The sequence below is a fragment of the Salicibibacter kimchii genome, from assembly GCF_003336365.1.
GTDB lineage: Bacteria > Bacillota > Bacilli > Bacillales > Marinococcaceae > Salicibibacter > Salicibibacter kimchii.
In genome coordinates this window covers 1533533-1558055 of the sequence record NZ_CP031092.1, presented here as the reverse complement: position 1 = coordinate 1558055, position 24523 = coordinate 1533533, and the positions used below count along the sequence as shown (strand labels likewise).

At 41.8% G+C, this 24523-nt stretch carries 28 protein-coding genes and 1 pseudogene; 24 read left to right on the top strand and 5 right to left on the bottom strand.

Features of this window, described 5'->3' with window-relative positions; genetic code table 11:
- Nucleotides 1-12: 12 nt before the first annotated feature.
- From tatA to DT065_RS07730, 11 genes are all read left to right on the top strand, one after another.
- Entirely contained in the window at nucleotides 13-273 is a 261-nt protein-coding gene (tatA, locus tag DT065_RS07780) for a twin-arginine translocase TatA/TatE family subunit (RefSeq protein ID WP_114372265.1), read from the top strand.
- Nucleotides 274-335: 62 nt separating this feature from the next.
- On the top strand, nucleotides 336-1082 hold the full coding sequence (gene tatC / locus DT065_RS07775) for a twin-arginine translocase subunit TatC (RefSeq protein ID WP_114372263.1): 747 nt from the start codon (nucleotides 336-338) through the stop codon (nucleotides 1080-1082).
- Between the two features lie 36 nt (nucleotides 1083-1118).
- The gene (locus DT065_RS07770) at nucleotides 1119-1730 is read left to right on the top strand and encodes a copper resistance CopC family protein (protein ID WP_114372261.1); all 612 of its coding nucleotides are present in this window, start codon (nucleotides 1119-1121) and stop codon (nucleotides 1728-1730) included.
- A gap of 3 nt (nucleotides 1731-1733) precedes the next feature.
- Nucleotides 1734-3137, top strand: a complete 1404-nt coding sequence (locus DT065_RS07765; RefSeq protein WP_114372259.1) for a CopD family protein — start codon at nucleotides 1734-1736, stop codon at nucleotides 3135-3137.
- 332 nt (nucleotides 3138-3469) lie between these two features.
- Complete coding sequence (locus tag DT065_RS07760; RefSeq protein ID WP_335743583.1) at nucleotides 3470-3706, top strand: glycerophosphodiester phosphodiesterase family protein; 237 nt, start codon at nucleotides 3470-3472, stop codon at nucleotides 3704-3706.
- A 12-nt stretch (nucleotides 3707-3718) separates the two neighbouring features.
- Nucleotides 3719-4030 carry an FIMAH domain-containing protein gene (locus tag DT065_RS07755; RefSeq protein ID WP_114372255.1) on the top strand — a complete coding sequence of 104 codons (312 nt, stop codon included), beginning with the start codon at nucleotides 3719-3721 and terminating at the stop codon, nucleotides 4028-4030.
- Between the two features lie 259 nt (nucleotides 4031-4289).
- Nucleotides 4290-5297 (top strand): ABC transporter substrate-binding protein, encoded by a 1008-nt coding sequence (locus DT065_RS07750; RefSeq protein ID WP_114372253.1) that lies wholly within the window; start codon nucleotides 4290-4292, stop codon nucleotides 5295-5297.
- Nucleotides 5298-5323: 26 nt separating this feature from the next.
- Entirely contained in the window at nucleotides 5324-6436 is a 1113-nt protein-coding gene (locus DT065_RS07745) for an ABC transporter ATP-binding protein (protein ID WP_114372251.1), read from the top strand.
- Entirely contained in the window at nucleotides 6433-8196 is a 1764-nt protein-coding gene (locus DT065_RS07740; RefSeq protein WP_114372250.1) for an ABC transporter permease, read from the top strand. Before DT065_RS07745 ends, DT065_RS07740 begins: the two co-directional genes overlap by 4 nt.
- A gap of 14 nt (nucleotides 8197-8210) precedes the next feature.
- On the top strand, nucleotides 8211-8981 hold the full coding sequence (locus tag DT065_RS07735) for an HAD-IIA family hydrolase (RefSeq protein WP_227002768.1): 771 nt from the start codon (nucleotides 8211-8213) through the stop codon (nucleotides 8979-8981).
- 19 nt (nucleotides 8982-9000) lie between these two features.
- Nucleotides 9001-9579 carry a glycerol-3-phosphate responsive antiterminator gene (locus tag DT065_RS07730; RefSeq protein ID WP_114372246.1) on the top strand — a complete coding sequence of 193 codons (579 nt, stop codon included), beginning with the start codon at nucleotides 9001-9003 and terminating at the stop codon, nucleotides 9577-9579.
- A gap of 21 nt (nucleotides 9580-9600) precedes the next feature.
- On the opposite strand, the gene DT065_RS07725 is transcribed toward DT065_RS07730, so the two are convergent.
- Nucleotides 9601-10176: a glycerol-3-phosphate responsive antiterminator gene (locus DT065_RS07725; protein ID WP_114372244.1), complete on the bottom strand. Its 576-nt coding sequence runs from the start codon at nucleotides 10174-10176 to the stop codon at nucleotides 9601-9603.
- A 115-nt stretch (nucleotides 10177-10291) separates the two neighbouring features.
- On the opposite strand from DT065_RS07725, the gene DT065_RS07720 reads away from it, so the two are divergent.
- The 5 genes and pseudogenes from DT065_RS07720 (at nucleotide 10292) to DT065_RS07700 (ending at nucleotide 15386) form a co-directional block, all read left to right on the top strand.
- Nucleotides 10292-11518, top strand: coding sequence for an MFS transporter (locus DT065_RS07720; RefSeq protein ID WP_114372242.1), 1227 nt, complete (start codon nucleotides 10292-10294; stop codon nucleotides 11516-11518).
- Between the two features lie 217 nt (nucleotides 11519-11735).
- The gene (locus DT065_RS07715) at nucleotides 11736-13346 is read left to right on the top strand and encodes a glycerol-3-phosphate dehydrogenase/oxidase (RefSeq protein ID WP_114376165.1); all 1611 of its coding nucleotides are present in this window, start codon (nucleotides 11736-11738) and stop codon (nucleotides 13344-13346) included.
- 51 nt (nucleotides 13347-13397) lie between these two features.
- Nucleotides 13398-13912: pseudogene (locus tag DT065_RS07710) on the top strand (glycerol-3-phosphate responsive antiterminator).
- Between the two features lie 95 nt (nucleotides 13913-14007).
- A complete protein-coding gene (locus DT065_RS07705) occupies nucleotides 14008-14460 on the top strand; it encodes a YndM family protein (RefSeq protein WP_114372240.1) in 453 nt (150 codons plus the stop codon).
- A 59-nt stretch (nucleotides 14461-14519) separates the two neighbouring features.
- The gene (locus tag DT065_RS07700) at nucleotides 14520-15386 is read left to right on the top strand and encodes an SDR family oxidoreductase (protein WP_114372238.1); all 867 of its coding nucleotides are present in this window, start codon (nucleotides 14520-14522) and stop codon (nucleotides 15384-15386) included.
- 84 nt (nucleotides 15387-15470) lie between these two features.
- Here DT065_RS07700 and DT065_RS07695 read toward each other — a convergent pair whose 3' ends face one another.
- Both DT065_RS07695 and DT065_RS19850 read right to left on the bottom strand, forming a co-directional pair.
- Nucleotides 15471-15929 carry an RpnC/YadD family protein gene (locus DT065_RS07695; RefSeq protein ID WP_114372236.1) on the bottom strand — a complete coding sequence of 153 codons (459 nt, stop codon included), beginning with the start codon at nucleotides 15927-15929 and terminating at the stop codon, nucleotides 15471-15473.
- Nucleotides 15930-15957: 28 nt separating this feature from the next.
- Nucleotides 15958-16152 (bottom strand): hypothetical protein, encoded by a 195-nt coding sequence (locus tag DT065_RS19850; protein WP_418314664.1) that lies wholly within the window; start codon nucleotides 16150-16152, stop codon nucleotides 15958-15960.
- 248 nt (nucleotides 16153-16400) lie between these two features.
- Here DT065_RS19850 and DT065_RS07685 point away from each other — a divergent pair, with 248 nt between their 5' ends.
- The 4 genes from DT065_RS07685 to arsC all read left to right on the top strand — a co-directional run bounded on the left by DT065_RS07685 (nucleotide 16401) and on the right by arsC (nucleotide 19022).
- Nucleotides 16401-16730, top strand: coding sequence for an ArsR/SmtB family transcription factor (locus DT065_RS07685; RefSeq protein ID WP_114372232.1), 330 nt, complete (start codon nucleotides 16401-16403; stop codon nucleotides 16728-16730).
- Between the two features lie 41 nt (nucleotides 16731-16771).
- A complete protein-coding gene (locus DT065_RS07680; protein WP_114372231.1) occupies nucleotides 16772-17170 on the top strand; it encodes an ArsI/CadI family heavy metal resistance metalloenzyme in 399 nt (132 codons plus the stop codon).
- 113 nt (nucleotides 17171-17283) lie between these two features.
- Nucleotides 17284-18582 (top strand): arsenic transporter, encoded by a 1299-nt coding sequence (locus tag DT065_RS07675; protein WP_114372229.1) that lies wholly within the window; start codon nucleotides 17284-17286, stop codon nucleotides 18580-18582.
- 23 nt (nucleotides 18583-18605) lie between these two features.
- Entirely contained in the window at nucleotides 18606-19022 is a 417-nt protein-coding gene (arsC, locus tag DT065_RS07670) for an arsenate reductase (thioredoxin) (protein ID WP_114372227.1), read from the top strand.
- A 79-nt stretch (nucleotides 19023-19101) separates the two neighbouring features.
- On the opposite strand, the gene chrA is transcribed toward arsC, so the two are convergent.
- Nucleotides 19102-20223, bottom strand: coding sequence for a chromate efflux transporter (gene chrA / locus DT065_RS07665; RefSeq protein WP_227002801.1), 1122 nt, complete (start codon nucleotides 20221-20223; stop codon nucleotides 19102-19104).
- 196 nt (nucleotides 20224-20419) lie between these two features.
- Complete coding sequence (locus DT065_RS07660) at nucleotides 20420-21217, bottom strand: HAD family hydrolase (RefSeq protein ID WP_114372225.1); 798 nt, start codon at nucleotides 21215-21217, stop codon at nucleotides 20420-20422.
- 198 nt (nucleotides 21218-21415) lie between these two features.
- Between DT065_RS07660 and phnG the strand changes: the two genes are divergently transcribed.
- The 4 genes from phnG to phnE all read left to right on the top strand — a co-directional run bounded on the left by phnG (nucleotide 21416) and on the right by phnE (nucleotide 24514).
- Nucleotides 21416-21832: a phosphonate C-P lyase system protein PhnG gene (gene phnG / locus DT065_RS07655; RefSeq protein ID WP_160112452.1), complete on the top strand. Its 417-nt coding sequence runs from the start codon at nucleotides 21416-21418 to the stop codon at nucleotides 21830-21832.
- 121 nt (nucleotides 21833-21953) lie between these two features.
- Nucleotides 21954-22889 carry a phosphate/phosphite/phosphonate ABC transporter substrate-binding protein gene (locus DT065_RS07650; protein ID WP_114372221.1) on the top strand — a complete coding sequence of 312 codons (936 nt, stop codon included), beginning with the start codon at nucleotides 21954-21956 and terminating at the stop codon, nucleotides 22887-22889.
- 19 nt (nucleotides 22890-22908) lie between these two features.
- Nucleotides 22909-23703: a phosphonate ABC transporter ATP-binding protein gene (locus DT065_RS07645; RefSeq protein ID WP_227002767.1), complete on the top strand. Its 795-nt coding sequence runs from the start codon at nucleotides 22909-22911 to the stop codon at nucleotides 23701-23703.
- Nucleotides 23693-24514 carry a phosphonate ABC transporter, permease protein PhnE gene (phnE, locus tag DT065_RS07640; protein WP_227002766.1) on the top strand — a complete coding sequence of 274 codons (822 nt, stop codon included), beginning with the start codon at nucleotides 23693-23695 and terminating at the stop codon, nucleotides 24512-24514. The genes DT065_RS07645 and phnE overlap by 11 nt, the downstream gene beginning before the upstream one ends.
- The last annotated feature ends 9 nt before the right edge of the window (nucleotides 24515-24523 follow it).

The window sequence follows — 24523 nt, the reverse complement described above, 5'->3', positions numbered from 1 at the left end:
CGGGCGAGTAATATGGGCGGAATTGGAACCATTGGTATACCTGGGTTAATCCTTATATTGTTAATAGCGCTATTGATTTTCGGCCCCAAAAAATTGCCACAGATTGGTTCGGCTTTTGGTGAAACATTATCCGCCTTTAAAAAATCCACCAATCAGATCATGGATGATGTGAATCTAAAAAACGATGAAAACGATGAGCAGCATGGAGAGGCAAAAAAAGATGAGTCTTCATCTGATGAAACAAAGGAACCAGAGACTACGAAAAACGAGTAAAATTATTTATCGGCTGTTTGTGCGTAAGTAGATGATTTTAGGTTGCGGGAGTGATCGAATCCATGGTTGAAAATCAAATAACAGATCAAACAGCGTTAGAACATTATGGTGAACTGCGTAGCATGGTGATTCGATCACTTCTGTTTTTAGCTGTTGTCCTCGTTGTTATGATCATATTGATGCATTGGCTTATTCCGTATCTAATCACGCACGGTTCTACGACGGACACTTCTCTAGTTTTATTGGGTCCTATGGAAGTTATGCGCATTTACGTGTTTGTAGGTTTAGTGTTAGCTGTAGGTCTTTCTATTCCTTACGTAGGCTATGAAATATGGAAGTTTTCCAAACCGGCTTTAAACGATAAGGAAAGCAAAATGATCTTGACCTATATACCAGGAAGCGCCATTTTATTTATTCTAGGTTTGCTTTTCGGCTATTTGATTGTTTTTCCCATCGTTTATTCATTCTTGATCGGACTGGGAGCCATTCATTTTGACATGATGATTACCGCGCAGCAATATTTCTCTTTCTTGCTTATGACAACGTTACCGATTGGCTTCGTGTTTCAATTACCGATCGTTATGATGTTTTTAACGTCTTTAGGTGTGTTCGTTCCTCAGCAGATGCGCAAGATCAGAAAGTATGCTTATTTTGGAATGGTTGTATTTTCTGTCCTTATCACACCTCCTGATTTTTTATCTGATGTCTTGCTTGTTATTCCCCTCATGTTGCTGTATGAATTTGGCATCTATGTTTCGCAAATTGTGCACCGGAAAAAAAGAAACACGATGGAGGCAGAACACGTCTAATTTCCTTATAAATAGCGAAAGATAGGGGAGGAAACTATGACATTTATAAAATACCTAATTATTTTGATAATTTCCGGGGTCCTATCGTTGTCATTCATGTCCGTAACTTCTGCGCACTCGCATGTAGAAGAGTCTGAACCTGCCGAAGATTCGACGACTGAAGAAGACGTCGATACCATCATGCTCGCCTTTGACGCGGGCATCGAATCGGCAACGACGGCCACTGTTTCCGATGACGAAGGAGAAGAATATGAAATTACCGAGGAAAGCGTGGAAAGCCCAGACTATGTCGCTACACTCGCTGAGCCACTCCCTTCAGGAGATTTCACGGTAGAATGGCAAGCGCTTGGAGAGGACGGGCATACAACCGAAGGTGAAGTCGTATTCACAGTTGACACTGATGAAGCCATTGACGAAGAGGACGAAACGGTGAACGGAACAGAAAACCTCGTTGAACAGGAGTCGGGCGAGGAAGAAGCCAATGAAGAAGAGGCAGCAACTGAGGCTGTTTCAACCCAAGAAGAAGAAACTGCTGCGGCCGAAACGACCGAAGCCGACGGTGGCGCGGGTTGGATGATGACCGCTGTTCTTGCACTCATCATTATCGGCGCTTTCGTTTTTTTTATTACGCGCAGGAACAAAGCGTAAGCAATGGTCATTATTGCAGACGTTGCTCTCTTTCTCGCTCTTGCCATTTTTGTTGGCATTCATATTTTGGAGACCATCCCAGGTGATAAGCGGCCCAAGTTGCATGTTCCGTCTTTTCTTATTCCGGTGCTTACAATAGCGCTGATTGTTTTCAGCTTCATCCCTTTCGGTCTGGTTGCTGAACAGACGGCGAACATTTCCCAGAATCCTTTGCTTACGGCGCTTGGCTCTGTATTGTTTGAGTTCAACATCGGGCAAGGATTCATTGCTTTCGTCTTGCTTCTTGCAGTCACCTTGATCGCTCGTTCCACCTTGAAGGAAAAAAGACGCTGTTTCCTCCTAATCCCTATCATGGGCATGATTTTGGCATCGGCATGGAGTTCACATCCGGCGTCGCTTTCGAATCAGGGTTATCTCTTTGATGGGATTCATATGGCTACAGCTATGGCTTGGACAGGGGTACTGCTTGTTGTTGGGTTTTTCTCCACCGGCGAAGATCGGTGGGTTCGTTTTTTTGATTGGTTCACCCCATTTGCCATTACGATGGTGTTACTGTTATTTGCAAGTGGTCTGGGCATGCTCACTTTGATTACCCCGGAATATACGAATAGCTGGTTACTTCCTTACGGGCAGTGGCAATTACTCAAGCATTTGTTGTTTATTCCGCTCGTTTTTTATGGTTTTGCTCACGGCTTTATCATGAAAAAAAGACTGGGTAAGGGAGCAAAAAGGACACCGCGCTTTTCGCTGAAAATGGAGAGTGCTGTACTCACTTTTGTTTTCATTGTGACAGCGGTGATGGCTGAGCATCAACCTCCGCATGACGTATTAGAAACATTGGAATTTACGAATATGTCGGAGTACGCAATGCAAATGATTACATCGGAATTTTCAGTAGGGAAAGTTGTGACCTGGAAGATGAGCTTCCCAACTTTTTTACTGCTTGTAACAGCAGGGACAATTCTTGCCTCATTTATTTTTAGTGTTGGTAAGATGGAATCTGTTACGTATGCCCCGGCCCATATCGTTTTATTTGTGTTGATTGCATACGTGGGTATGATGTTAAGCGCAGAGATGGAAACAACAACCGAAAGAACATCTGGGGAATCCACTATAGATATTGAGTTAATAAATGACACAAAGGCAACTGTTGGGGAGGAGTCTTTGCAAGCAGAAGTCTCTTTGGAAGGAGTACCAATCGAAAATGCGGACGTTATATTCTTTGAAGTTTGGCCTGTTGAAGAGGATGTAAACAGGGGAGATACAATTCATGCTGAACACGAGGAAAACGGTATATATACAGCTAATTATAATTTTGCAGCGGCATCAACTTACTATGTGCAAATACATGTCACGGCAGATGGTATGCATCGTAACCCTGTACACGAAGTTGAGGTTAGTCAATGATTCCTTCCAATTTGTCATTCGATATCCGCGGTTATCGCTGCCCTTTTTACAGACCTCGGGATTATGAATCATCGGGAAACAACGGTGATTTGGGATAAACATACAGTTCGGCCGATGTATAATGCCCTCGGGTGGTAATCCCGGCAAACGGCACCGATCATTGATCAGCTAAAGGAAGATGAACTCAATGGAACGTTAAGACAGAAAACAGGGCCTTTGCTTATTTTTTAAGAACAATAGTAAAATTGATGCTTGATCATGTTGAAGGTGCACGGGGAATAACAGAGAATGGGGCTTGTTATCTGATACGTGGTTGATCTGGAAGTTAAGCGGTGGAGCGGCTTACGTCTATGGATCCGACTTTGCCACTCGTTCAGTTACTTGGTGATCCAGCTCTAGATGAAGAGAAAGAAGATGAACTTAAAGAGATAATGGAGTATGCTACAGGGGTGGGACCTAACTTTAATAACATTAATGATGAATATGTTGAGACTGTCAGAGATTATGGCTTGCATATTCATCCTTATACGGTTAACGATAAAGAAACTATGGAAACAGCGCTAGAATGAGGAGTTACAGGATTGTTTACTGATTATCCAGACCGATTTAAGGATGTTATTACAGAATTCTTAGATACTTCTTATATCAAAACCCTTATTCAACAATTTGACGAAGAAGGTTCAATTGAGAAAGAAGAAACTGTCCGTTCCCTAGATCTTCATTTAACTGCTGTAGGTCATTATGAGGAACAAGATGAACCACACAAAGTTGTTAATCATGTAGAAGGATTTAAGGATTTACTTGATTATCAGCACAGTAATGAATGGATAATTGATGAGGTTTTTGATAGTCTTGTGCTTCAAGCTGATCTTTTAATGGAAAAGTGGCAATAAAATAATAATAAGGGGCTATTTTTAAGATCAGTTTAAGAATAAAAAATTTAAATTTCTGAATGATAGTTGACAGATATGTGAACATAGTATACACTTTGACTTAATTAATTGCATGTAAGGGATTACATGCAGAATATTAGGGTAGAGATGAGGAGACGACCCTAGCAGTCTATGTGGAAATTCTATTTCCTGTAGTTTGTTGTGGTCGTTTTTTTATTGTTTTATGTAGAAATTTAAAAAAAAACGAGGGGGAGTAAAAATGAATTTAAGCAAAAAGGCTATAGGGATGTCTGGAGGATTACTTGCATTATTATCTGCATGTGGTGGTGGAGAGGGATCGGGAGTTACTTTGTACTCACCGGAAACACCCGAAATGTCTGAAGAGTTGGCAGAGGCCTACGAAGAAGAATACGGAGAGCCGGTGAACGTTGAATATGCGGGAACGAATGTACTTGTCAATCAAATGATGGCCGAAGCGGATAACCCTCAAGCTGATGTGTGGTATGGAGGAGGTGGGTTCATGCCTTTTGAAAATGCTATAGAACAAGGGATCATTACATCATACCAGCCTGAAGCAGCAAGCGATTGGGATGTCACTGAAGATGATATAAGAATGCGGCATGAAGACTGGATGTATGTGGGTGTAGAGCTATTTGCACTTGGTTTTGCATATAATCCGGAGCTAGTTTCAGAAGATGAACTCCCGGAAACCTGGGATGATCTGCTTGACGAACGTTGGGAAGACGAACTCCAAATGCCTAACCCCGCTGCATCCGGTACAGCAACTTTACTTGTTCTCAGTCAATTAATAGATAAAGGAGAAGAAGATGCCTGGGAGTATTTTGATGAACTTGTGGAGCAAATGAATGCGATGCCGGATTCCGGACTTTCACCAACAGAAGCTGTAACGTCAGGTGAAGCATCTATCGGTATTGGATTTGATTTTATGGCCTATCAATTTCAGGATCGAGGAGAGTCGGTTGATTTTCACGTTCCTGAATCTACACCTGTTTTAGTTAACCCTGCTGCTGTTGTTGAGGATGGACCAAATCCTGAGGGTGCACAACAGTTTATGGAGTTTCTACTTTCTGAAGAAGGGCAGGAAATTAAAGCTGATTGGGGACATATTCCTTTACATCCCGATGTTGAGTCACAAACCCCTCTTGATGCTGAAAGCTTAGAGGATAACGCTATGGATCTAGATATCGATTTTATAAATGAAAATTATGATGATGCTCGTGATGAGTGGCAAGCAAGATATCAATAGCAACGAAGAAAAGGTGTGTGAAGATCATGGGTTCGATAGCAGTAAACAATTTAGTTAAGAATTATGGAGATGTAGAAGCATTGAAAGATGTAAACCTAAATATCAAAGAGGGCGAGTTCTATGCCCTCTTAGGTCCATCGGGTTGTGGAAAAACCACAACTATGCGCTGTATAGCTGGTTTTGAAGAAATGACTGACGGCGAAATTTATATCGGGAACGAATTGGTTAATCAAGTTCCTGCCAATCGTCGTGACTGCGGAATGGTATTCCAGAGCTACGCACTCTTTCCGCATTATAATGTATTTGAAAACGTTGCTTACAGTTTGACTATTCGTGATTTATATGGTGGCTCCCTTGGGAAAAAGATAAAGAGTTTCGCTCGTCTCATGAGTCGTAGACTTGGAAAACCTACAGATGCTATTTATAAAAAGGTCATGAGCATTCTGGAATATGTTGAACTTGAAAATTTCGCAGATCGTGGAGTCAGCGAATTATCAGGTGGACAACAACAACGTGTTGCACTTGCAAGAGCTCTTGTAATGGAACCTACTGTGTTGTTATTAGATGAACCGTTATCAAATCTTGATAAAAAATTACGTAATACGATGAGAGCGACTATACGTCGAATACAACAAGAACTCGGAATCACAACTATTTTTGTTACACATGATCAAGAGGAAGCGATGAGTATGGCGGATCGTATCGCTGTAATGAGGGATGGTGAAATTATCCAGGAAGCTTCACCTACGGAATTATATAGCAAACCAAGGACCCCATTTGTAGCTGATTTTGTTGGTTCTTCTAACATCTATAAAGTAGATACTACACAGGATGAAAAAAGTATTAAAATTAATGACAATTTTATACTGTTCACAAATTATTCATCAACTAAATCCGCAGAAAGGGCATTGATACGGCCTGAAGGAATTGAAATTCTGAAAGAAAAAAATGATAGAAAAAACATTATAGAAGGCCAGGTAACGATGAGCACCTACTTCGGGCCTTTAATACGTTATGATGTCGTTATTGGGGGAGTGGGTATCACGGTTGAGGAGGATTTCACATCAGGTACTCCCGTATATGAAGAAGGGGATAACATAATTTTATATATTCCTGAAGAGAGGGTGGTACTTCTATGAAGCTATCACCAAACACTACTCCACACTCAACACAACAAAAGAAAAGCCCTATTAAAAATTTCTTTAACAAAATAGATAGTTTACAAGTTATAAAATGGCTGATTGTTGGATTTTTTACTGTATTTCTTATTATTCCCTTAATATCTGTTTTCATCATAAGTTTCACTGATGAGCCAGTTAATATATTTGGTTCTTTTGTTGATCCTAATATATTAGCTGAAAATATTGGACGGATTGCAAATGCTTCATTGGAACAATTTCGTGAATTGTTTACAGGGGGAACAAATTATTTTGCAGCATTAAATAATAGCTTGTTGCTTTCAGTAAGTGTCGCGATTATTGTAGTACTAATGTGTTTACCTATTGCTTATGGATTTGCTCGCACTTCTATGCCATTTAAGGGGATTTTTGCTGCCCTATGCACAATGCCTGTGGTTGTGCCAACGTTCATTTCCGCAGCTGGATTCATTATTATGTTTGGTCGAACCGGCTGGATAAGTCAAATATATAATTCCATCTTTGGTACTGAGGCTGGTTTGTTTGATGTTTACTCAATGACTGCCATAGTGCTTGTACAAGTTTTTTTCTTTTTTCCGTTAGCATTATGGCCAATGGTGGCTGCATTCAAAATTGCTGATATTTCATTGGAAGAAGCGTCACGAAATATGGGAGCCCGGAACTGGTCAACAATGCTTTTCGTGACTATGCCCTTAGCATTACCAGGGTTAATTTCCAGTGGTTTACTGATCTTTGCAGTTAGCTTTTCTGATTTTGGAACCCCCATTATTCTTGCTCCTGATGGTCTCAATTTGATTGTTGTTGAGGCTTATCGAGAGATAACTGGTTTTTTTAATTGGGGAGGCGCTGCTATTTTGACGCTTGTTATGGTGGTGGTAGCCGGAATCTTTTTCTGGCTTCAGCGATTGCTGACTAAAAAAATGGATTATGGAACGTTATCCGGGAAGCCCAAGGCTACAAAGTTAAACAACAATAAAGCAGTAAAGATTACGTTGAGCGTTTACACTGGAATCGTTGTACTTATACCAACTCTAGCCATTTTATCAGTATTGTTGCAGTCTCTGGCAACTACTTGGGGGGCTGATCTATTACCCCGAGGGCTTACGTTTGATCACTATCAAACTATTTTCACGAGGTCAGCAGATAATATTTTTAATAGTATTGTTTTGGCCGGAGGAGCGCTTATTATTTGCGTGATTGTCGGGACGTTCATTTCATATTTTGTGGTTAGACAAAAAGCATCGAAACTTGATTTTCTAGCCACCATACCTTTGGTTGTTCCTGGAATCGCTTTAGGGATAGCCTTAATTCAAACATTTAATACTGCACCATTACATTTAACTGGAACAGCTTTTCTCCTTATAGTCGCTTATGCCATTCGTCGATTACCTTATATGATTAGGTCAACAACGGGAAGTATGATGGCTATTCGGTCTGACATTGAAGAGGCTTCTGTAAATTTAGGAGCTTCAAAACTCATGTCCCTTATTACGATTGTAGGACCATTAATGCTGCCTGGAATTGCTGCAGGTTCTATACTTGTATTCGTTACAGTTATTAGAGAAACGAGCATAACAATATTAATGGCTCCCACACAGTGGTCTCCTATGAGCCTGGAAGTATTTCAAAACCTTATGCGCGGGGATATGTATAATGCATCTGCAATGGCCGTGGTCATTATTGTCCTGGTATTAGTATTGCAAGCAATTGGAAATCGAATATCAAACAACGCACTTTATTAGGAGTGGCAAAATTGATGAGAGGCTATGTCTTTGATTTAGACGGAACCATTTATCTAGGTGAAAAAGCAATAGAAGGAGCAGCAGATACACTTCATGTTTTAAAACAGCGTGGAGACAAGGTGATATTCCTTTCTAATAATCCCCTGTACTCCCGCTATGACCTTCAAAAAAAATTAGCTGCTTTTGGAATTGATGCTAAGTTTGATGAAATTTACAACTCTAATTATATACTTTCACTTTATCTTAAACAAAAACTAGAAGTTGATGATAAAGTATGGGTATTAGGGGAATGGCCGTTATTTCAGGAGTTACAAAATCATAGTATATCAATAACGCATAATCCGATGGATGCTGATTATGTTGTTATTTCTTGGGATCGTGATTTCACCTATGTAAAGTTGCATCAAGCTTTTCGAGCCTGGGAAATAGGGGCAGAATTTATAGCGACTAATCCTGATCGTACTTGTCCCTCTGACACAGGCCCTTTGCCCGATTGTGGAGCGATCATTGGCGCGATCGAAGGTGCAACCGGGGAAGCTATACAAAATATTGCTGGTAAGCCTTCTTCTATTGCTGTTAATGTAATACAGCAAGCATTAGATTTACCACAAGCTTCTTGCTACATGGTGGGAGATCGTTTAGAAACAGACATTGCAATGGCTAATTTCCATAGATGGAATAGCATTCTCGTTTTAACAGGTGTTACATCTGAAGAATTAGCTTATAGTCATACTATTAAGCCTGATTATGTATTAAATAGTGTAGAGGAATTGCTCAGTATATAAAGGATAAAGGATTGCTATTATGACAAAAACACTCATTCCAATGGATGACATTATAGAATCGCAAGTTATTGCGGCAATTAGCTCTGAAAACCAAATTCAAGAAGCTATAGATTCATCTTGCAATGTTGCATTTTTACTTCAAGGAAACATTTTATCCTTGCCCCATTTTGTTGCAAAGTTAAAGGAATCAGATATGCATGTTTTCGTACATATGGATTTGATAGCAGGGCTTTCAAATGATGTAAGTGCAATAAACTTCATTGTAGAAAAAGTTAAACCAACGGGTATCATCACTACGAAGGGTTACATCGTAAAAGTCGCGAAAAAATATAATTTACTAACCATTCAGAGGTTGTTCATCATAGATAGAAATGCTATCAATAAAGGAATTGAAATGGTTAAAGATTCAAAACCTGATGCTATAGAGTTAATGCCAGGAGTTCTTCCAAAAGCTATTAACCAGTTTGCGACTACTAGTCATTTGCCGATAATTGTTGGGGGACTCATAGATACAATACAAGAAATTCATATAGCATTAGAAACAGGTGCACTGGCAGTGTCTATGACTTCGAACGATCTTTGGAATACTGGACTGTAGGGTGATGTGGTTACACGTGCGCTAGAAACCTTGATTCCACAATGTCTGTGCTCCTGTAGAGACAGCGAGTGCACCAGCTTCGAGGGCCATATGAATTTCCTCAGGATGCTCAACAAGCCCCCCGGCAATGATGGGGAGCTCACTCTTTTTAGTGAATCGATCAATAACTTTAGGGATAATACCGGGTAGTAATTCGATAGCATCCGGCTTTGAAACTTGAGTAATTTCGATTCCTTTATTCACTGCGTTCCCATCAATCAAAAATAATCTTTGAATCGTTTGAAGTCCTTGTTTTTTTGCTAGTTTAATTACAAAGCTTTTCGTGGTAATAATGCCAATTGGATTTATTTCTTTTACGATATAATCAATTGCGCTCTTGTCGCTTGCAAGCCCCTCAATGAAATCCATGTGAACAAAAACATCCATTCCTGCATCATGAAGTTGTTTTATATATGAAGGAAGGACAAGAATATCACCTGTTAAAAGAAAAGCTACATTACATTCACTATTAATTGCTATAGGAATTTTATCCTTCGAGTCGATAGCCGAGATTACTTGTGACTGTACAATGTCATTTAAATGTAGATTTGTTTTCATTTGTAAAAATCCTTTATATATATGCTAATAATTCGTCTTATTTACCTTATCATTAAATTCAGGATTTTGCATTTTTATGGGCTTAGCATAGGAGAGTGTTCAAATTTCGGATAATATGAAGAAAGCGGATCGAAACATTGCAACCATCGCTTTGGTTACTGCATTTTGCTTACTTGGAGATTCTATGCTTTACATTGCGCTTCCTATTTACTGGAGAGAAGCAGGTTTAGACGGATTGTGGCAAGTGGGTGTATTGCTTGCTGTTAACCGCTTGGTACGTTTGCCTTTGAATCCATTCGTTGGTTGGCTTTATCAAAATATTTCGTTGAAAACCGGACTTTTATTTGCAGTTATTATAAGTGTGGTTACAACAATTGGATATGGCATCGTTTCAGGATTTATTGCTTGGCTCATTTTGCGTGCTCTATGGGGGTTAGCTTGGTCATTTTTGCGAATTGGCGGTTTATCTGTAGTCGCGTTCTATGGGGAACAAGGAAAGCATGGAGAAGCTATGGGCGTGTACAATGGCCTTCATCGTTTGGGGAGTCTCGTGGGAATGCTCGTAGGTGGTGCATTGACACCGGTATTTGGGTTGTCTTGGGTATCTATCTCTTTTGGGGTTGTATCAGCTACTGGAACGATCTTATTGCTAGCTTTTTTTAAAAATGACGAAGATGAAAAACCTGCTGAGCGTAAGAGAACGAAAGAGTTTTTGGGGAAAGACATTTTGTTAAGGAACCCCTTAATCATGAGTACCGGTTTTTTAATTACTTTTTTAGTACAAGGTGTCTTTATGGCTACGCTCTCGTCTCTCATTGTTTACCATTATGGAGAAGAGATCCATATTTGGGAGATAATGATTACCGCAGCAGCATTGTCAGGGGCATTACAAGCTCTAAGATGGGGATGGGAACCATTTTTAGCCAAGAAAATCGGACGTTGGTCTGATGGAATATATGGCAGATTACCGATGTTTATTGGGTCATTATCTGTAGGCGCCACAAGTTTCTTATTGATCCCGTTTGATTTTCATCCGATGGCTTGGATACTGATTGTACTAATAGTACTTGTTGCTTGTACAGCGCTTACTACGTTAACGGATGCTCTCGCCGTTGATGCAGCTTCATCTGGCAACCGGGTTCGTTTTTTTACTTACTATTCTGTCGTTCAAGATTTCGGTGCCGCGTGTGGACCTGCAATTGGTTTTATTCTGCTTTCTTTTCACTTTGGGTATGAAATCCTCTACATAGGTTGTGGAGTATTATTGGTAGGGATCATCTTTATATGGATGATAATCCCATGGCAAAATAAAAAATCTGAGGCTAAGTATAGAGAAGTGTAAACGTTTGGATGACGGTTTCCTTTACGTCAAAAAAAAATTCCCGTATACTAAAGATAAGTTAATAAGCAATGATCAGAGTCAATGAGAAGATCACAGCAATCAAAAGGGCGGGATACGGCCGTTTTGAGAAGGCTGTGGTCTTTTTTATGTTTTAATAGCGAACGGAGGGATTGAATTGGCTTTTTCTGCACAATCACGAGATATAGCCATTGAACATATGAGTAAGACGAATTTAGATCTATTAGTTATCGGAGGAGGCATTACAGGTGTGGGAACTGCGCTTGATGCGCAAACCCGCGGGATGGATACTGGTCTTATTGAAATGCAGGATTTTGCTGCCGGGACCTCGAGCCGATCCACGAAGCTTATTCATGGCGGTTTGCGTTACCTGAAGAATTTTGAATTTAAAACGGTGGCGGATGTGGGAAAAGAGCGGGCGATTGTTTATGAAAATGCGCCGCATGTGACAACACCGCTACGCATGATGTTGCCGTTTTATAAAGGCGGAACATTCGGCGCCTTTACAACATCGATGGGGCTATCGATTTACGACCGACTTGCCGGGGTAAAAAAAGCAGAAAGGCGCACGATGATGGGTGCGAAAGAAGCGAAACAACAAGAGCCGATATTAGCAGGTAAACAGCTGCGCGGCGCAGGCATGTATGTGGAATATCGCACCGATGATGCCCGCTTAACGCTGGAAGTCACGAAAACGGCGGCGGAAAAAGGTGCGCATCTTGCCAACTATGTAAAGGCAGAATCATTTATTTATGACAATGGCAAAGTGATCGGCGTTGTTGCTCGCGATGCGCACACCGATAAGGCGTTCAAAATTTACGCGAAGAAAATTGTTAATGCGACCGGCCCGTGGGTGGATCACTTACGGGAGCAGGATCGTTCGAAAACAGACAAAACGATTCAACTATCCAAAGGCGTTCACCTCGTCTTTTCCAAGAAGCGTTTGCCACTGGAACAAGCGATTTATTTTGATACACCTTTTAAGGATGGGCGTATGATGTTCGCGATTCCGCGGGGAAACAAAGTCTACGTGGGAACGACGGAAACGGACTATGAAGGAGACGAGCGCGAACCGGGAGTGACGGATGAGGATATTGCTTATATTATAAAAGGAACCAACGCCATGTTTCCAGGCTATCATATCGCCAAAGACGATGTGGAATCGAGCTGGTCAGGGTTACGGCCGCTTATCCATGAAGAGGGGAAGGACCCTTCGGACATTTCCCGCAAAGACGAAATTTTTCACTCGGAAAGTGGGTTAATGACGATTGCAGGCGGAAAATTAACCGGCTACCGTAAAATGGCCGATTCCATTGTCTCGATGGTCGCCGAGGAGTTGGAAAAGGAAACGGGGGCATCCTATCCGGCTTGCCAAACGAAAAATCTTGTCCTCTCCGGCGGGGATGTTGGCGGATCGCAGGAACTTGTTTCTTTTAACAAAACATTCGTTAACGCCGGCATGAAACTTGGTCTAGACGAAAATACGGCCAGGGAGTTGGTGGAACGTTACGGGTCCAACGTCTCGCAAGTATTCATGTATATTGAAGATGATGAAGCCGAGACGTTTCAGCTTCCGAAAGCTGTTTGGGCGTCGTTACGTTATGCTATAGAAAATGAAATGACGCTCACACCGGTCGATTTTTTACTTCGTCGCACGTCGTATTTGTTGTTTGATATCGACACGGCGCGAAAAAATAAAGATGCCGTTGTCGAAGCCATGGCAGTGATGTTCCAGTGGTCCAAAGAGGAAAAGGCAAAACGCGTAACTGACCTCAATAACATGTGGGAAATCATGACAGTTGAAAAGTGATGGGGTGTTGATGTGTTTAATGAGCAAAAAATCATTCCGGCTGTGAAAGCCATGAAAGATTTTGAGCGTGTATTAAAGCGGGATGAGTCATTTTTTGTCGTCCTGGAAGTGCACATCTCCCAACTTGCCAGAATGAGGAAAGCGGCACGGGAAGCGGATAAAAAAATGATTATCCACGCTGATCTTGTGCAGGGACTTAAAAGCGATCGGTATGCAGCGGAATTTCTCTCCCAAACGATTAAACCTGCGGGCATTATTTCTACGCGGGGCGATATGCTCCGAATCGCTAAAAAGAACAACATCATGGCGATTCAGCGGATGTTCCTTTTAGACACGATCGCCCTTCACACGAGTTATCAACTGACCGAAACGGTCGGGCCGGATGTGATCGAGTTGCTTCCGGGCGTTATCCCTTCCTACATTCCAAAGTGCACGAGGAAACGGGGATTGGCGTTATTGCAGGCGGGCTGATCGAAACCGAAAATGATGTTAGGCAAGCTATCCAGGCCGGGGCAAGAGCGGGAACAACATCTCGGCAGAACCTTTGGGAAGCGTTCCGGACGTAGAATTTCTCCTCCTTGGTCATCCATTATTGTCCGTTAGTGGTTAATGAAACAAAAATAGGACAAGCTAATACGTAAGTAAAAAGGGGGTTGCTAAATTGAGGTATGTTGGTGCATTAATCATTAAATTACTCATGATTACGCTCGTGTTATGGGTTCTGTTAGGCTTTTTTGGCGGGGTTTCGTTTGCGAATATACTGCTCGTCAGTGTTTTACTCACGGGTGTTTCGTTCCTCGTCGGTGATTTGTATGTATTGCAAAACTTCGGGAATACATTGGCGACTGTCGTTGATTTTGCGCTTACAGGGGCAGGACTATGGGTATTGGGCGCGGTCCTATTCCCATTTGAAGGGCTTGTTTTATACTGCATAGTTTCCGCTTTCGGTATTGCGACAGGCGAGGGATTTTTCCACTTATATATGGAAAGATTCGTTTTGAACAATCCTGAGTCAAGCTCTGGTGATACCTCAACGAGAGATCTTCAAACCGAATTTGGCTCAGACGTAGATATCAAATCTGATGCTGAAAAAGCCAATAAGAAAAAGAAATAAGTTTTTTATGCCAATAAAATGGGAAATGGAGACAATAAATGGCTAAGGAGGAAAAGCCAATGGATCCACGGGAGATGCAGATCGGACGTACACTCCGGCAACGCCAAGATAAGCAACCGGGCATTGAATCGCAGATGCAGCCAAGGCCTGCTCAGCCTACGGATTATAAAGGGACGGATAAACTAAAAGGAAAGGCATCGTTGATTACCGGCGGTGACAGCGGCATTGGGCGTGCGGTGGCCATTCTTTATGCAAAAGAAGGCGCTGATGTGGCCATTTCCTATTTAGATGAACATGAAGATGCCGAAGAAACGAAAGAAATGGTTGAAGCCGAAGGGGTGAGATGTTTACTTCTGCCCGGTGACATTAAGCGTGAATCCCATTGTCAGGACCTCGTGGAACAAACCGTCGCGGCGTTCGGAAAGATTAACGTTCTCGTCAACAATGCGGCGATTCAATATGTGCGGGATGACATACTTGATATTTCCACAGAGCAGTTCGAGGATGTATTTCGGGTCAATTTCTTTTCCCATTTTTATTTAACTAAAGCTGCTGTCCGTCACATGCAGGCAGGGGATGCGATTATTGCCACTTCTTCCATTAATGCCTACCGCGGGAACCCGATTTTTATGGATTACTCGGCAACAAAAGGAGCAGTCACTTCATTTATCCGCAGTATCGCGCAAAGCCTTGCCGATAAAGGAATTCGCGCGAATTCAGTGGCTCCCGGGCCAGTATGGACACCGTTAATCCCGTCTTCTTTCGATGAAGATGGCGTCGAAAATTTTGGTCAAGGTGGCTTGATCAACCGCCCGGGCCAACCTTCGGAACATGCCTGGCCTTATGTCATGCTCGCGGCAGATGAATCTTCCTACATGACCGGACAAGCGATTCATATTAATGGGGGAGATTATACGTCGTCGTAGTAGAACACTTGCCCGGGCTTGTCGGATGATTTAACAGGGTCTGCTGCTGAACAGCAGACCCTTGGAATGTGACGCGTATGAATACTACATCTGACCTTTAATGTCTTCCAACTCTATTTCCGTAAGGTTTGTTACCTCAAGAATCTCTTCAACTGAAAAATCTTTTTTTAACATTTTTTCGGCTATTTCTCTTGTCCTCTCGCTTTTCCCTGCTTCTTTTCCTTTCTCCCGCAGCTCATCAAAAATAGGTTTCAATGTCGGTGGATCGGGATACGTCTGTTTATCCATATCGTTCGCCTCCTTTCCAATCACTGGCTTGATGTCTTTTTGCAATTTCTCTGTCATCTCCTTTGGGATTTTCATTAAATAGTCGATAAAATATAACAAGGCATTAACATATTCTGTGGCGTTTTTCTCTTGATCCTTCAGTATCAATGCGAACAAACGACGCTTGAATTGGTAACGTTTGCTGGCGTTGTTTTTGCTTTTTATCGTATAAATACCTGCCAACACAACATATGCAAATGGGTTATCCGATTGCAATCATTCCTCTTCATCCTGATCGAGAAACTTATACGTATTGTAAACATAAGTTAATTCCGTGCCGTGAAAATGATAGTTGTAGGCTGTTGGTTTGAAAGAAACGATCGGGATCAGCGAGGAGGGCAATGGTGTGAATTTTTTGTTGATACTTGTCAAATATGCGATAGAAATATTGAAACATACGTTCAGCAATGTCATCATCTTTGTAGTCTTGAACTTCAATGTGGGCGAGAATCCATTGTTCTTTTCCATCAGTGGGGTTGATTACATATAGAGTAACACATCATAACAACAAAACAAGTGTTCCCATAAAAAATGTGAATATATACGGAAACTTTTTGTTTAGTGTGCACACTTAATAATATCTGAATATTGGATCATAATACTTTGAATCAAATTAACTTGATTTATTAGAAGTATTTGTGCTATTGTTTGATTAATCAATAATATTTGATTAAGGGGGTGGATGATTTGGATGCAGTATCACACGTTGATGAACTCTCCATCAATACTTTAGAGAAGTATGAACATACGTTTAAGGCCTTAGCAGATAAAAAACGATTGCATTTACTTCATATGTTGAGTCGAAGAGGAAAAACTTGTGTCTGTCACCTTACGGAAGAGTTAGATATGAGCCAATCGAAGCTGTCATATCATCTAAAAATACTGATGGATGCTAACCTTTTAGTGAGGGAAACTAAAGGGACATGGAGTTATTATGAGATTAACGAAGGGGAAATGGATCGAGTACTCTCGGATGAATTATGTTGTGTGTTTAAACCCGGATTCAATAAGTGTTAGTAAATAAATCAAAAAAACTTGATGACAAAGGAGATGTGTGTATGACCAACGTGCACATCGGGTTAAACGTGAGGGATTTAGAGGAGAGTAAATCCTTTTATGAAAACATGTTAGGCGTCAAGCCTGCGAAGGAAAAACACGATTATATCAAATTTCTCACGGCTGATCCAAATTTAAACTTAACATTAACACCGACAGAACAAGTTGGAGGAAATCAGATTAACCATTTAGGCGTACAATTGGAGAGCAAAGATGAAGTGACCAAACATAAAGAAAGGCTTGAAAAAGTTGGGTTCTTTGCCCGCGAAGAAATGGATACAACATGTTGCTACGCCGTTCAAGATAAGTTTTGGGTAACGGATCCTGATGGGAATGAGTGGGAATATTTTTATACAAAGGATGATGTAGAAGAAACTGAAGATGCATGTTGCGCAGGTTAATATTCCATGCACTTTTAATTAATCATGAAGGCGGCCACTGGCTGCCTTTAACAGGGTATATACCATACTTTTCGAGAAAGAAACACTTGATATCGTAAGGGAGAACGCATACGTTGATTTCAATCATTTTAGCATCTGCTATATTTATCATTACGCTCGTTTTGGTCATCTGGCAGCCCAAAAACCTCGATATTGGTTGGTCTGCCTGTGGTGGTGCCATCATTGCATTACTTCTCGGTGTTGTTTCAGTTGGAGATGTCATTGAAGTGACTAGCATTGTGTGGAACGCCACACTAACGTTTGTTGCTGTTATTATTATTTCGTTAATTTTAGATGAAATAGGTTTTTTCGAATGGTCGGCACTACATATGACGCGTGCGGCCAAAGGGAATGCCGTGCTTATGTTTGTATATGTTTGTATATTAGGTTCTATTGTCGCTGCATTTTTCGCCAATGACGGGGCAGCTTTAATTTTAACGCCCATCGTTTTAGCCATGGTTCGCTCGTTGAATTTTAACGAAACGATGGTGTTTCCGTTTATTATTGCGAGTGGATTTATTGCCGATTCCACTTCGTTACCGTTAATTGTGAGTAACTTGGTTAACATTGTTTCGGCGGACTTCTTTGGGATTGGATTTATAGAATATGCAACACGGATGATTGTTCCGAACTTCTTTTCATTAGTGGCCAGTATTCTTGTTTTGTATCTATACTTTAGAAAGAGCATTCCAAAACGATACGATTATGAAAAACTGCAAAAGCCTGTAACAGCTATTAAAGATGAAAAAATGTTTCGGATCTCGTGGTTTGTTTTAGCTGTTTTACTAGTGGGCTACCTCGTTAGCGAATTTCTACATATTCCTGTATCCATTGTTGCGGGCATGATTGCTCTTATCTTTTTAGGGATTGCTAGTAAGAGTCCAGCTGTCGCGACACGTTCTGTCCTCAAAGGTGCACCATGGAATATTGTCTTTTTCTCAGTTGGGATGTATGTCGTTGTGTTTGGCCTGCAAAATGTCGGTTTAACGGATGTTCTAGCTTCAGGACTTGAATATGTTGCTGAGCAAGGTGTTTTTGCGGCAACCATGGGCATGGGCTTTTTGGCAGCGATTCTGTCTTCCATCATGAACAATATGCCCACGGTCATGATCAATGCCATCGCGATTGATACAACAGCAGCAACGGGATTGATGAAAGAAGCCATGGTTTATGCAAATGTGGTCGGGTCAGACCTGGGGCCAAAAATTACCCCGATTGGTTCGTTAGCCACACTATTGTGGCTCCACGTCCTTACGCAAAAAGGCGTCAAGATTTCCTGGGGCACGTACTTTAAGACAGGCATTGTCATTACATTACCCGTCTTATTTATTACCTTGCTCGGTCTCTATCTCTGGTTAATGATCATTAGTTAAAGAAAAAAGGAGAAAAAACTATCATGTCTAAAAGAACGATTTATTTTATTTGTACGGGAAACTCATGTCGCAGCCAAATGGCCGAAGGATGGGCCAAACATTATTTAGGTAAGGAATGGAATGTATACAGTGCAGGTGTTGAAGCTCACGGTTTAAATACAAATGCAATCAAAGCCATGAATGAAGTCAATATTGACATTTCTAATCAAACATCAGACGTTATTGATAAGGACTTATGGAATGACGTTGATATGATTGTGACCCTTTGTGGCGATGCGGCGGATCGTTGTCCGATGACACCGCCGCATGTTCGCCGTGAACATTGGGGGTTTGATGATCCGGCAAAAGCGGAAGGATCAGACAAAGAGAAGTGGGCTGAATTCCAACGCGTACGTGATGAAATCGGCCAGCGTATTCAACAATTTGCGAAAACAACATGATGGGCTTATACCGCACGAATTCAAATTTAAAAACCTTGATTTCATGCGATTTATTAGTTTTCAACTTCTGTCCCTATTCTTAAAAGAGAGTTATATGTGATCCGCCTATGGCACCGGAAAGAACAATGATCCAAGGCGGAAGTTTCAAATAAACGAGCATAAAGAACAACAGTGCAGCCAACGCAAAGTCTAAAGGGGTGAGAATGGCACTTGTCCATATGGGTTGGTAAAATGCAGAGATGAGTATGCCTACAACGGCCGCATTAACCCCCATAAAGGCACCCTTAATCTTCCTATTTTGCCTCAACGAATACCAAAACGGTAACGTACCTAATATGAGAAGAAACGCTGGTAAAAAGATCGCCACTGTTGCCATTAATCCGCCTGCCCATCCACCTATATCAGCGCCGATATAGGAAGCGAATGTAAAGAGAGGACCTGGAACAGCCTGGGCTGCACCATAACCGGCAAGAAAAGATTCTTCACTAATGAGTCCTGTCGGAACAAATTCTCGTTCCAAAAGAGGAAGGACGACATGTCCGCCTCCGAAAACTAAGGCTCCTGCGCGATAAAAGCTATCGAATATGCTCATCCAAGTGATTGAGCTAAAATGACTTAAAATCGGGAGGGCCGCCAATAGTCCGAAAAATAATGTTAAGCAAATCCCCCCAAACCGTTTTGAAATTGGAAATGTCATGGATAGCTGTTCTTCATTTTGACTGCTCCTAAATATAAAGTAACCTAATAATCCAGCCACCAGGATGACGCCAATTTGCGAAAGAAAATGAGGGATCATCAATGTTGCAATTAATGCAAATAACGCAATGGTCTTTCTTGTCAGGTCTGGCGTTAAATTTTGAGCCATACCAAGGATAGCATGAGCAACGACAGCTACAGCTACAATCTTCAATCCTTGAATAAAGCCAGCATCTCCGACTCCAAACTCCTGTTCGAGAAATGTGAATAGGATCAGAGCAATGACGGATGGCAATGTAAATCCGAGAAAAGAAATAAAACCACCAAATATTCCACCTCTCATGACCCCGATACCGATCCCAACTTGACTGCTGGCTGGTCCGGGTAAAAACTGACTTAACGCAACTAAGTCAGCGTAACTTTTTTCATCCATCCATTTCCTTCGGCGAACATACTCCTCATGAAAATAACCTAAATGAGCAATAGGACCGCCAAACGAAGTCAGTCAAAGTCTTGTAGAAACAAGTAATATCTCTAATAGCTGTTTAAAATAAGGCATTACTGTACCTCTTTTCTAAGCGTTGATTCCTGATCTGAATAAAGATTTTCAAGCATTTTCCCTTCCATCCTTTTCCTTCAACGACACAAAAAATGATATCGAAAGACGATATCGGAATCAAACATTATGAAATTTTATTCATTCAAGTCTTCGTTGCAGTAAATGACCGAACGAGGTGTTTTTCAATAAATTCAGCCAGACCATCTTGTTCATGGTGACCGGTAGTAACATCTGCGGCCGCTTTCAATTCTTGGCCAGCGTTCGCCATGGCAGCGCTGAATCCGGCATGACGCAGCATTTGGATATCGTTTGGACCGTCACCGATGGCTGCTGTTTCTTCAGGATGGATACCAAACGCTCTAATAAGCATCTGAATGGTAGCCCATTTCGAAACACCGGGTGCAACAATCTCAAACCCGTTTTTCCAGTCAATGACATCCGCTTCGTCACTGAACAAATGTGACATATGCGAGCCATGATAGCCGGTCATGATATTGTATTTCAGCACGTTCCGGTAATCTGCATGTCGTAAATCGCCGATATACCTTGGCGGAATCTTGCTCTCCCTGGTCCATTCATCAATCACTTTAGACGTGCTGTTACAATAGAGGCCCTCAGTTGTGTGCATAACAACATTGCACGTGTTTTCATTCGTAACTTGGTGAAAATGCGCCTCATCCAACACAACCGGGTTCATCTGGACAACCCTTCCCGTGAATCCATCATGCAGAGAAGCACCATTCAGGCAGATCATTGGCGTCTTCAAGTTAAGCAGCCGATGGTAAGGTGCTGTGATCTCATATTGACGCCCGGTCGCCAGAAAAACTTTAACACCCTGATTACTCAATTTGTTGATAGCTTTCGCATTGCGCTGTGAAATCTCATTTGATGACGTCAGCAATGTTCCATCCATATCAATGAACAATGCACGTATATTCATGTTTTTCCTCCTTCCTTTTATACATCAACCATATCACCTGAATATAAAGTGTTTATTAACTGTGTGTAATGATTTGATGAAGAACTAAAATTTACAAAAAATTCTTTTTTTCTTTACTGAATCTTTATCATACATTAACTCCTTCTTTATATTTCTACTGTATGATTAGAACTGAAAAGAAAACGAAGGAGGGATTTGGTGTCAGTAAAAAAATGGTCTGAAGCCTTGAACGATGCTGATTTGGAAGTTATTCACGAGATGGTTTCGCCGATAATGGAACAGTATGAAATACATATAATGAAACCTCCACAGAGGTCATTGCTCATGCTTCAGGCAAAAGAAACGGTTTCGGGAGGCGCTTTTTATCTTGGAGAAACAGAAATCACCGAATGCACGGTATCGATTGAAGACCAATGGGGGTTTGGAGCAGTTATGAATGGTGATGGAAAACGTGCTTATTATCTCGCGATTGTAGATGCAGCCATAGGCGGTGCTTTTCCCATCACTTTTTATTGGCAGCCGATTATTGAAAAAGAACTGAAAAAGGTTGCGGCTAAACATTATAAAGATTACGAAAGCACGATGAAAACCAAAGTGAGCTTTGAAACCAAGTAAGACGGCAATGTTTGGTGGGAGGGGTGTGCTTATTTACAAAATTTTAACACTATAATTATAGAACATTAATAATTATTATGTATCATACTAACTGGTAAAAAAATGAAGGGAGAAGAAACGTATGATAAAACCAAAAGGGATAATCGGACTGTTAGGGGCAGCCATTCTGCTCGCTGGCTGCGGGGATGAACAAGAGGGAGAAGACCAAGAGGCCGCTGCACAAGAGGCAAACTCAGAGGATTCTGTAGAAGAAGGGGACCGTGAAGACTGGCCGGATGAGCTTCGATTTGCCGATACGGGCGTTGAAGGAATGGAAGAATTGCAACGAGAATTTGAACCTTTTCAGGAAGAATTGGAAGAAACGATTGGCGTTGACATTGAATTTTTTGCAGTGACAGATCGAACGATTGGTTCAACTGCGATGGAATACGATCAAGTGGATGTTCTTCTTGCCGGACCTTCAGAGTATGCACAAGTTAAGTCGGTTGTACCGGATGCCGAGTTGCTTGCAGGCATTGAAAGAGGTGAGTATCATGCCGCTTTTATCGTTCATGAAGACAGTGATATTGAATCATTGGCGGATGTAGAAGGCCATAGCATCGCGATGAAAGATGCGGGTTCAACGAGTGGACATGTCGGACCGAGTGAAATGCTCATCGACGAGGGCATGGACGTGGATGAAGACGTTGACATTCAGCTGTTGGATGAGGCTCGTTTTGATGCATTTCTAAATCGTGATGTTGAAGTGATGGCTACCGGAATTAAGGATTACCACGAAATGGTTGAAGAGCACGGGGACGACGATTTCCGATTGATTGCCGAGGGAGAAACGCTTCCGAATGATGTGTTCGTTGCAAGCCCGGAGCTTCCTGACGACTTAATTGAACATATGCGGGAAAGTATGCTCGAAAATGATGAAGCGCTGCTGGACTCGATTCTAGTAACAGGTGAAAATGACAAATACGTTGATGGTACGTTTGCGGAAGCCCATGACGAGGATTATGACAGCATGCGGAATGCTTACGAAGAATTGGGACTTGATTTGTCGGAGGATTAAAGAAAAGGAGTCGTCTTACGTGTTTTTAGTGGCTATGCATGAAGTATCTAAAGTCTATCCCAATGGAACTGAAGCGCTTAAAGCGTTGGATCTTACCATTTACCCGGGAGAACATGTTGTCATTCTGGGTCATAATGGTTCCGGGAAATCTACATTATTCCGCTGTTTGACAGGATTTGAAAATATAACGAGCGGCTTTTTGGAGATAGATGGAAAAAATCCATCGCAATTAAAAAAAAGAAAAGAACGCAGTGCATTTCGACGAAATATTGGATTGGTATTCCAACATTATCATCTAACCCAAAACCTTAGTGTGCTGCAAAATGTTTTATTTGGTGCTCTCGGCCGGCAGTCCTTCAGGAAAGTGTGTGCGCCGATTGCGTCATTAGCCTTGAGAAATGAAGCGATGGAGGCGCTTGAACGTGTAGGGATGGAAAGCGTGGCCGGCAACGGTGCGGATGAATTGTCGGGAGGGCAGAAACAGAGGGTGGCCATCGCGCGTATGATCATGCAGCGTCCGCGAATGATTATGGCGGATGAACCCATTGCCAGCCTAGATCCAAAAGCAGGAAAGGAAATTATGGACCTCCTTGTTTCGATTTGCAAGGAAAATCAACTTACGTTTATAAGTATTCTCCATCAGACAGACATCGCTCTTCAATATGGGGAAAGGATTATTGGGTTGAACCAGGGTGAAGTTCAGCTTGATAAGCCGGTTCCCTTTATACAACGTTCAGAGTTGCACGAACTATACATGAGCTCGCAAGAACAAAAGGAGGAGCGGCTTGAAGGTGTGGTAGGGTATGGCATCTGAAGCTAAGGAGCAAAACGTCAACCGTTATATGCCGAAACGCTTTAAGCTGCCTTCGCCGCCTATGATACTCATCACCATTGGCGGCCTCATTCTATTTATCCTCGGATTAGGATCAATGGAAATGAGTGTCGATCGCTTTTTTTCCGGTATCGTCAATATGTTTCATTTTATCATCAGTGCTTTTCCGCCTGACTTGGAAAGGCTTCAAACAGCACTTGTTGCCATGTATGAAACGTTTCAAATCGCGTTGGTCGGAACGGTGTTCGGTGTCATTCTTAGTCTTCCAATTGCATTGCTTGCTTCAAGAAACACGACGCCCCATCCAGCGATTGGTTATGTAGCCAAGGGATTTATATCCCTGCTTCGAACCGTTCCTGATTTAATATGGGCGTTAATATTCGTCATTTCGGTAGGGTTGGGACCTTTCCCGGGGATGTTGACGATCATGGTGGATACGATCGGTTTCTGTGGCCGTTTTTTTTCAGAACGAATCGAAGAAATGGAAAAGGGACCGATTGAAGCAGTGCAATCGACGGGCTCCAATCAAACAGGTGTTATTTTCGGATCTGTTCTTCCGCTCGGAGTACCCTCCTTTGTGGGAACAAGCTTGTTTGCTGTGGAGAAAGCCATTCGCGGTGCCGTGGTCCTTGGGCTGGTTGGTGCGGGAGGAATTGGCGTTGAGCTGTCGGTTGCCATGACGATGCGGCAGTTTGATGAAGCCTTGATGATGATTCTATTGATTTTAGTCGTCGTTATAATTGTAGAACAATGCTCCACCTATATCCGGAAAAAATTCATTGCGAATGCCTAGGTCCGATAA

Bases quoted from the DNA above. Each gene is read 5' to 3' on its own strand.
- DT065_RS07735 (WP_227002768.1), top strand. From the start codon at position 8,211: ATGAGAGGCTATGTCTTTGATTTAGACGGAACCATTTATCTAGGTGAA.
- DT065_RS07765 (WP_114372259.1), top strand. From the start codon at position 1,734: ATGGTCATTATTGCAGACGTTGCTCTCTTTCTCGCTCTTGCCATTTTT.
- DT065_RS07680 (WP_114372231.1), top strand. From the start codon at position 16,772: ATGACCAACGTGCACATCGGGTTAAACGTGAGGGATTTAGAGGAGAGT.
- DT065_RS07745 (WP_114372251.1), top strand. From the start codon at position 5,324: ATGGGTTCGATAGCAGTAAACAATTTAGTTAAGAATTATGGAGATGTA.
- DT065_RS07770 (WP_114372261.1), top strand. From the start codon at position 1,119: ATGACATTTATAAAATACCTAATTATTTTGATAATTTCCGGGGTCCTA.
- tatA (WP_114372265.1), top strand. From the start codon at position 13: ATGGGCGGAATTGGAACCATTGGTATACCTGGGTTAATCCTTATATTG.
- DT065_RS07740 (WP_114372250.1), top strand. From the start codon at position 6,433: ATGAAGCTATCACCAAACACTACTCCACACTCAACACAACAAAAGAAA.
- DT065_RS07715 (WP_114376165.1), top strand. From the start codon at position 11,736: ATGAGTAAGACGAATTTAGATCTATTAGTTATCGGAGGAGGCATTACA.
- DT065_RS07700 (WP_114372238.1), top strand. From the start codon at position 14,520: ATGGATCCACGGGAGATGCAGATCGGACGTACACTCCGGCAACGCCAA.
- DT065_RS07730 (WP_114372246.1), top strand. From the start codon at position 9,001: ATGACAAAAACACTCATTCCAATGGATGACATTATAGAATCGCAAGTT.
- phnE (WP_227002766.1), top strand. From the start codon at position 23,693: ATGGCATCTGAAGCTAAGGAGCAAAACGTCAACCGTTATATGCCGAAA.
- DT065_RS07720 (WP_114372242.1), top strand. From the start codon at position 10,292: ATGAAGAAAGCGGATCGAAACATTGCAACCATCGCTTTGGTTACTGCA.
- DT065_RS07725 (WP_114372244.1), bottom strand. From the start codon at position 10,176: ATGAAAACAAATCTACATTTAAATGACATTGTACAGTCACAAGTAATC.
- DT065_RS07660 (WP_114372225.1), bottom strand. From the start codon at position 21,217: ATGAATATACGTGCATTGTTCATTGATATGGATGGAACATTGCTGACG.
- DT065_RS07750 (WP_114372253.1), top strand. From the start codon at position 4,290: ATGAATTTAAGCAAAAAGGCTATAGGGATGTCTGGAGGATTACTTGCA.
- tatC (WP_114372263.1), top strand. From the start codon at position 336: ATGGTTGAAAATCAAATAACAGATCAAACAGCGTTAGAACATTATGGT.
- arsC (WP_114372227.1), top strand. From the start codon at position 18,606: ATGTCTAAAAGAACGATTTATTTTATTTGTACGGGAAACTCATGTCGC.
- DT065_RS07650 (WP_114372221.1), top strand. From the start codon at position 21,954: ATGATAAAACCAAAAGGGATAATCGGACTGTTAGGGGCAGCCATTCTG.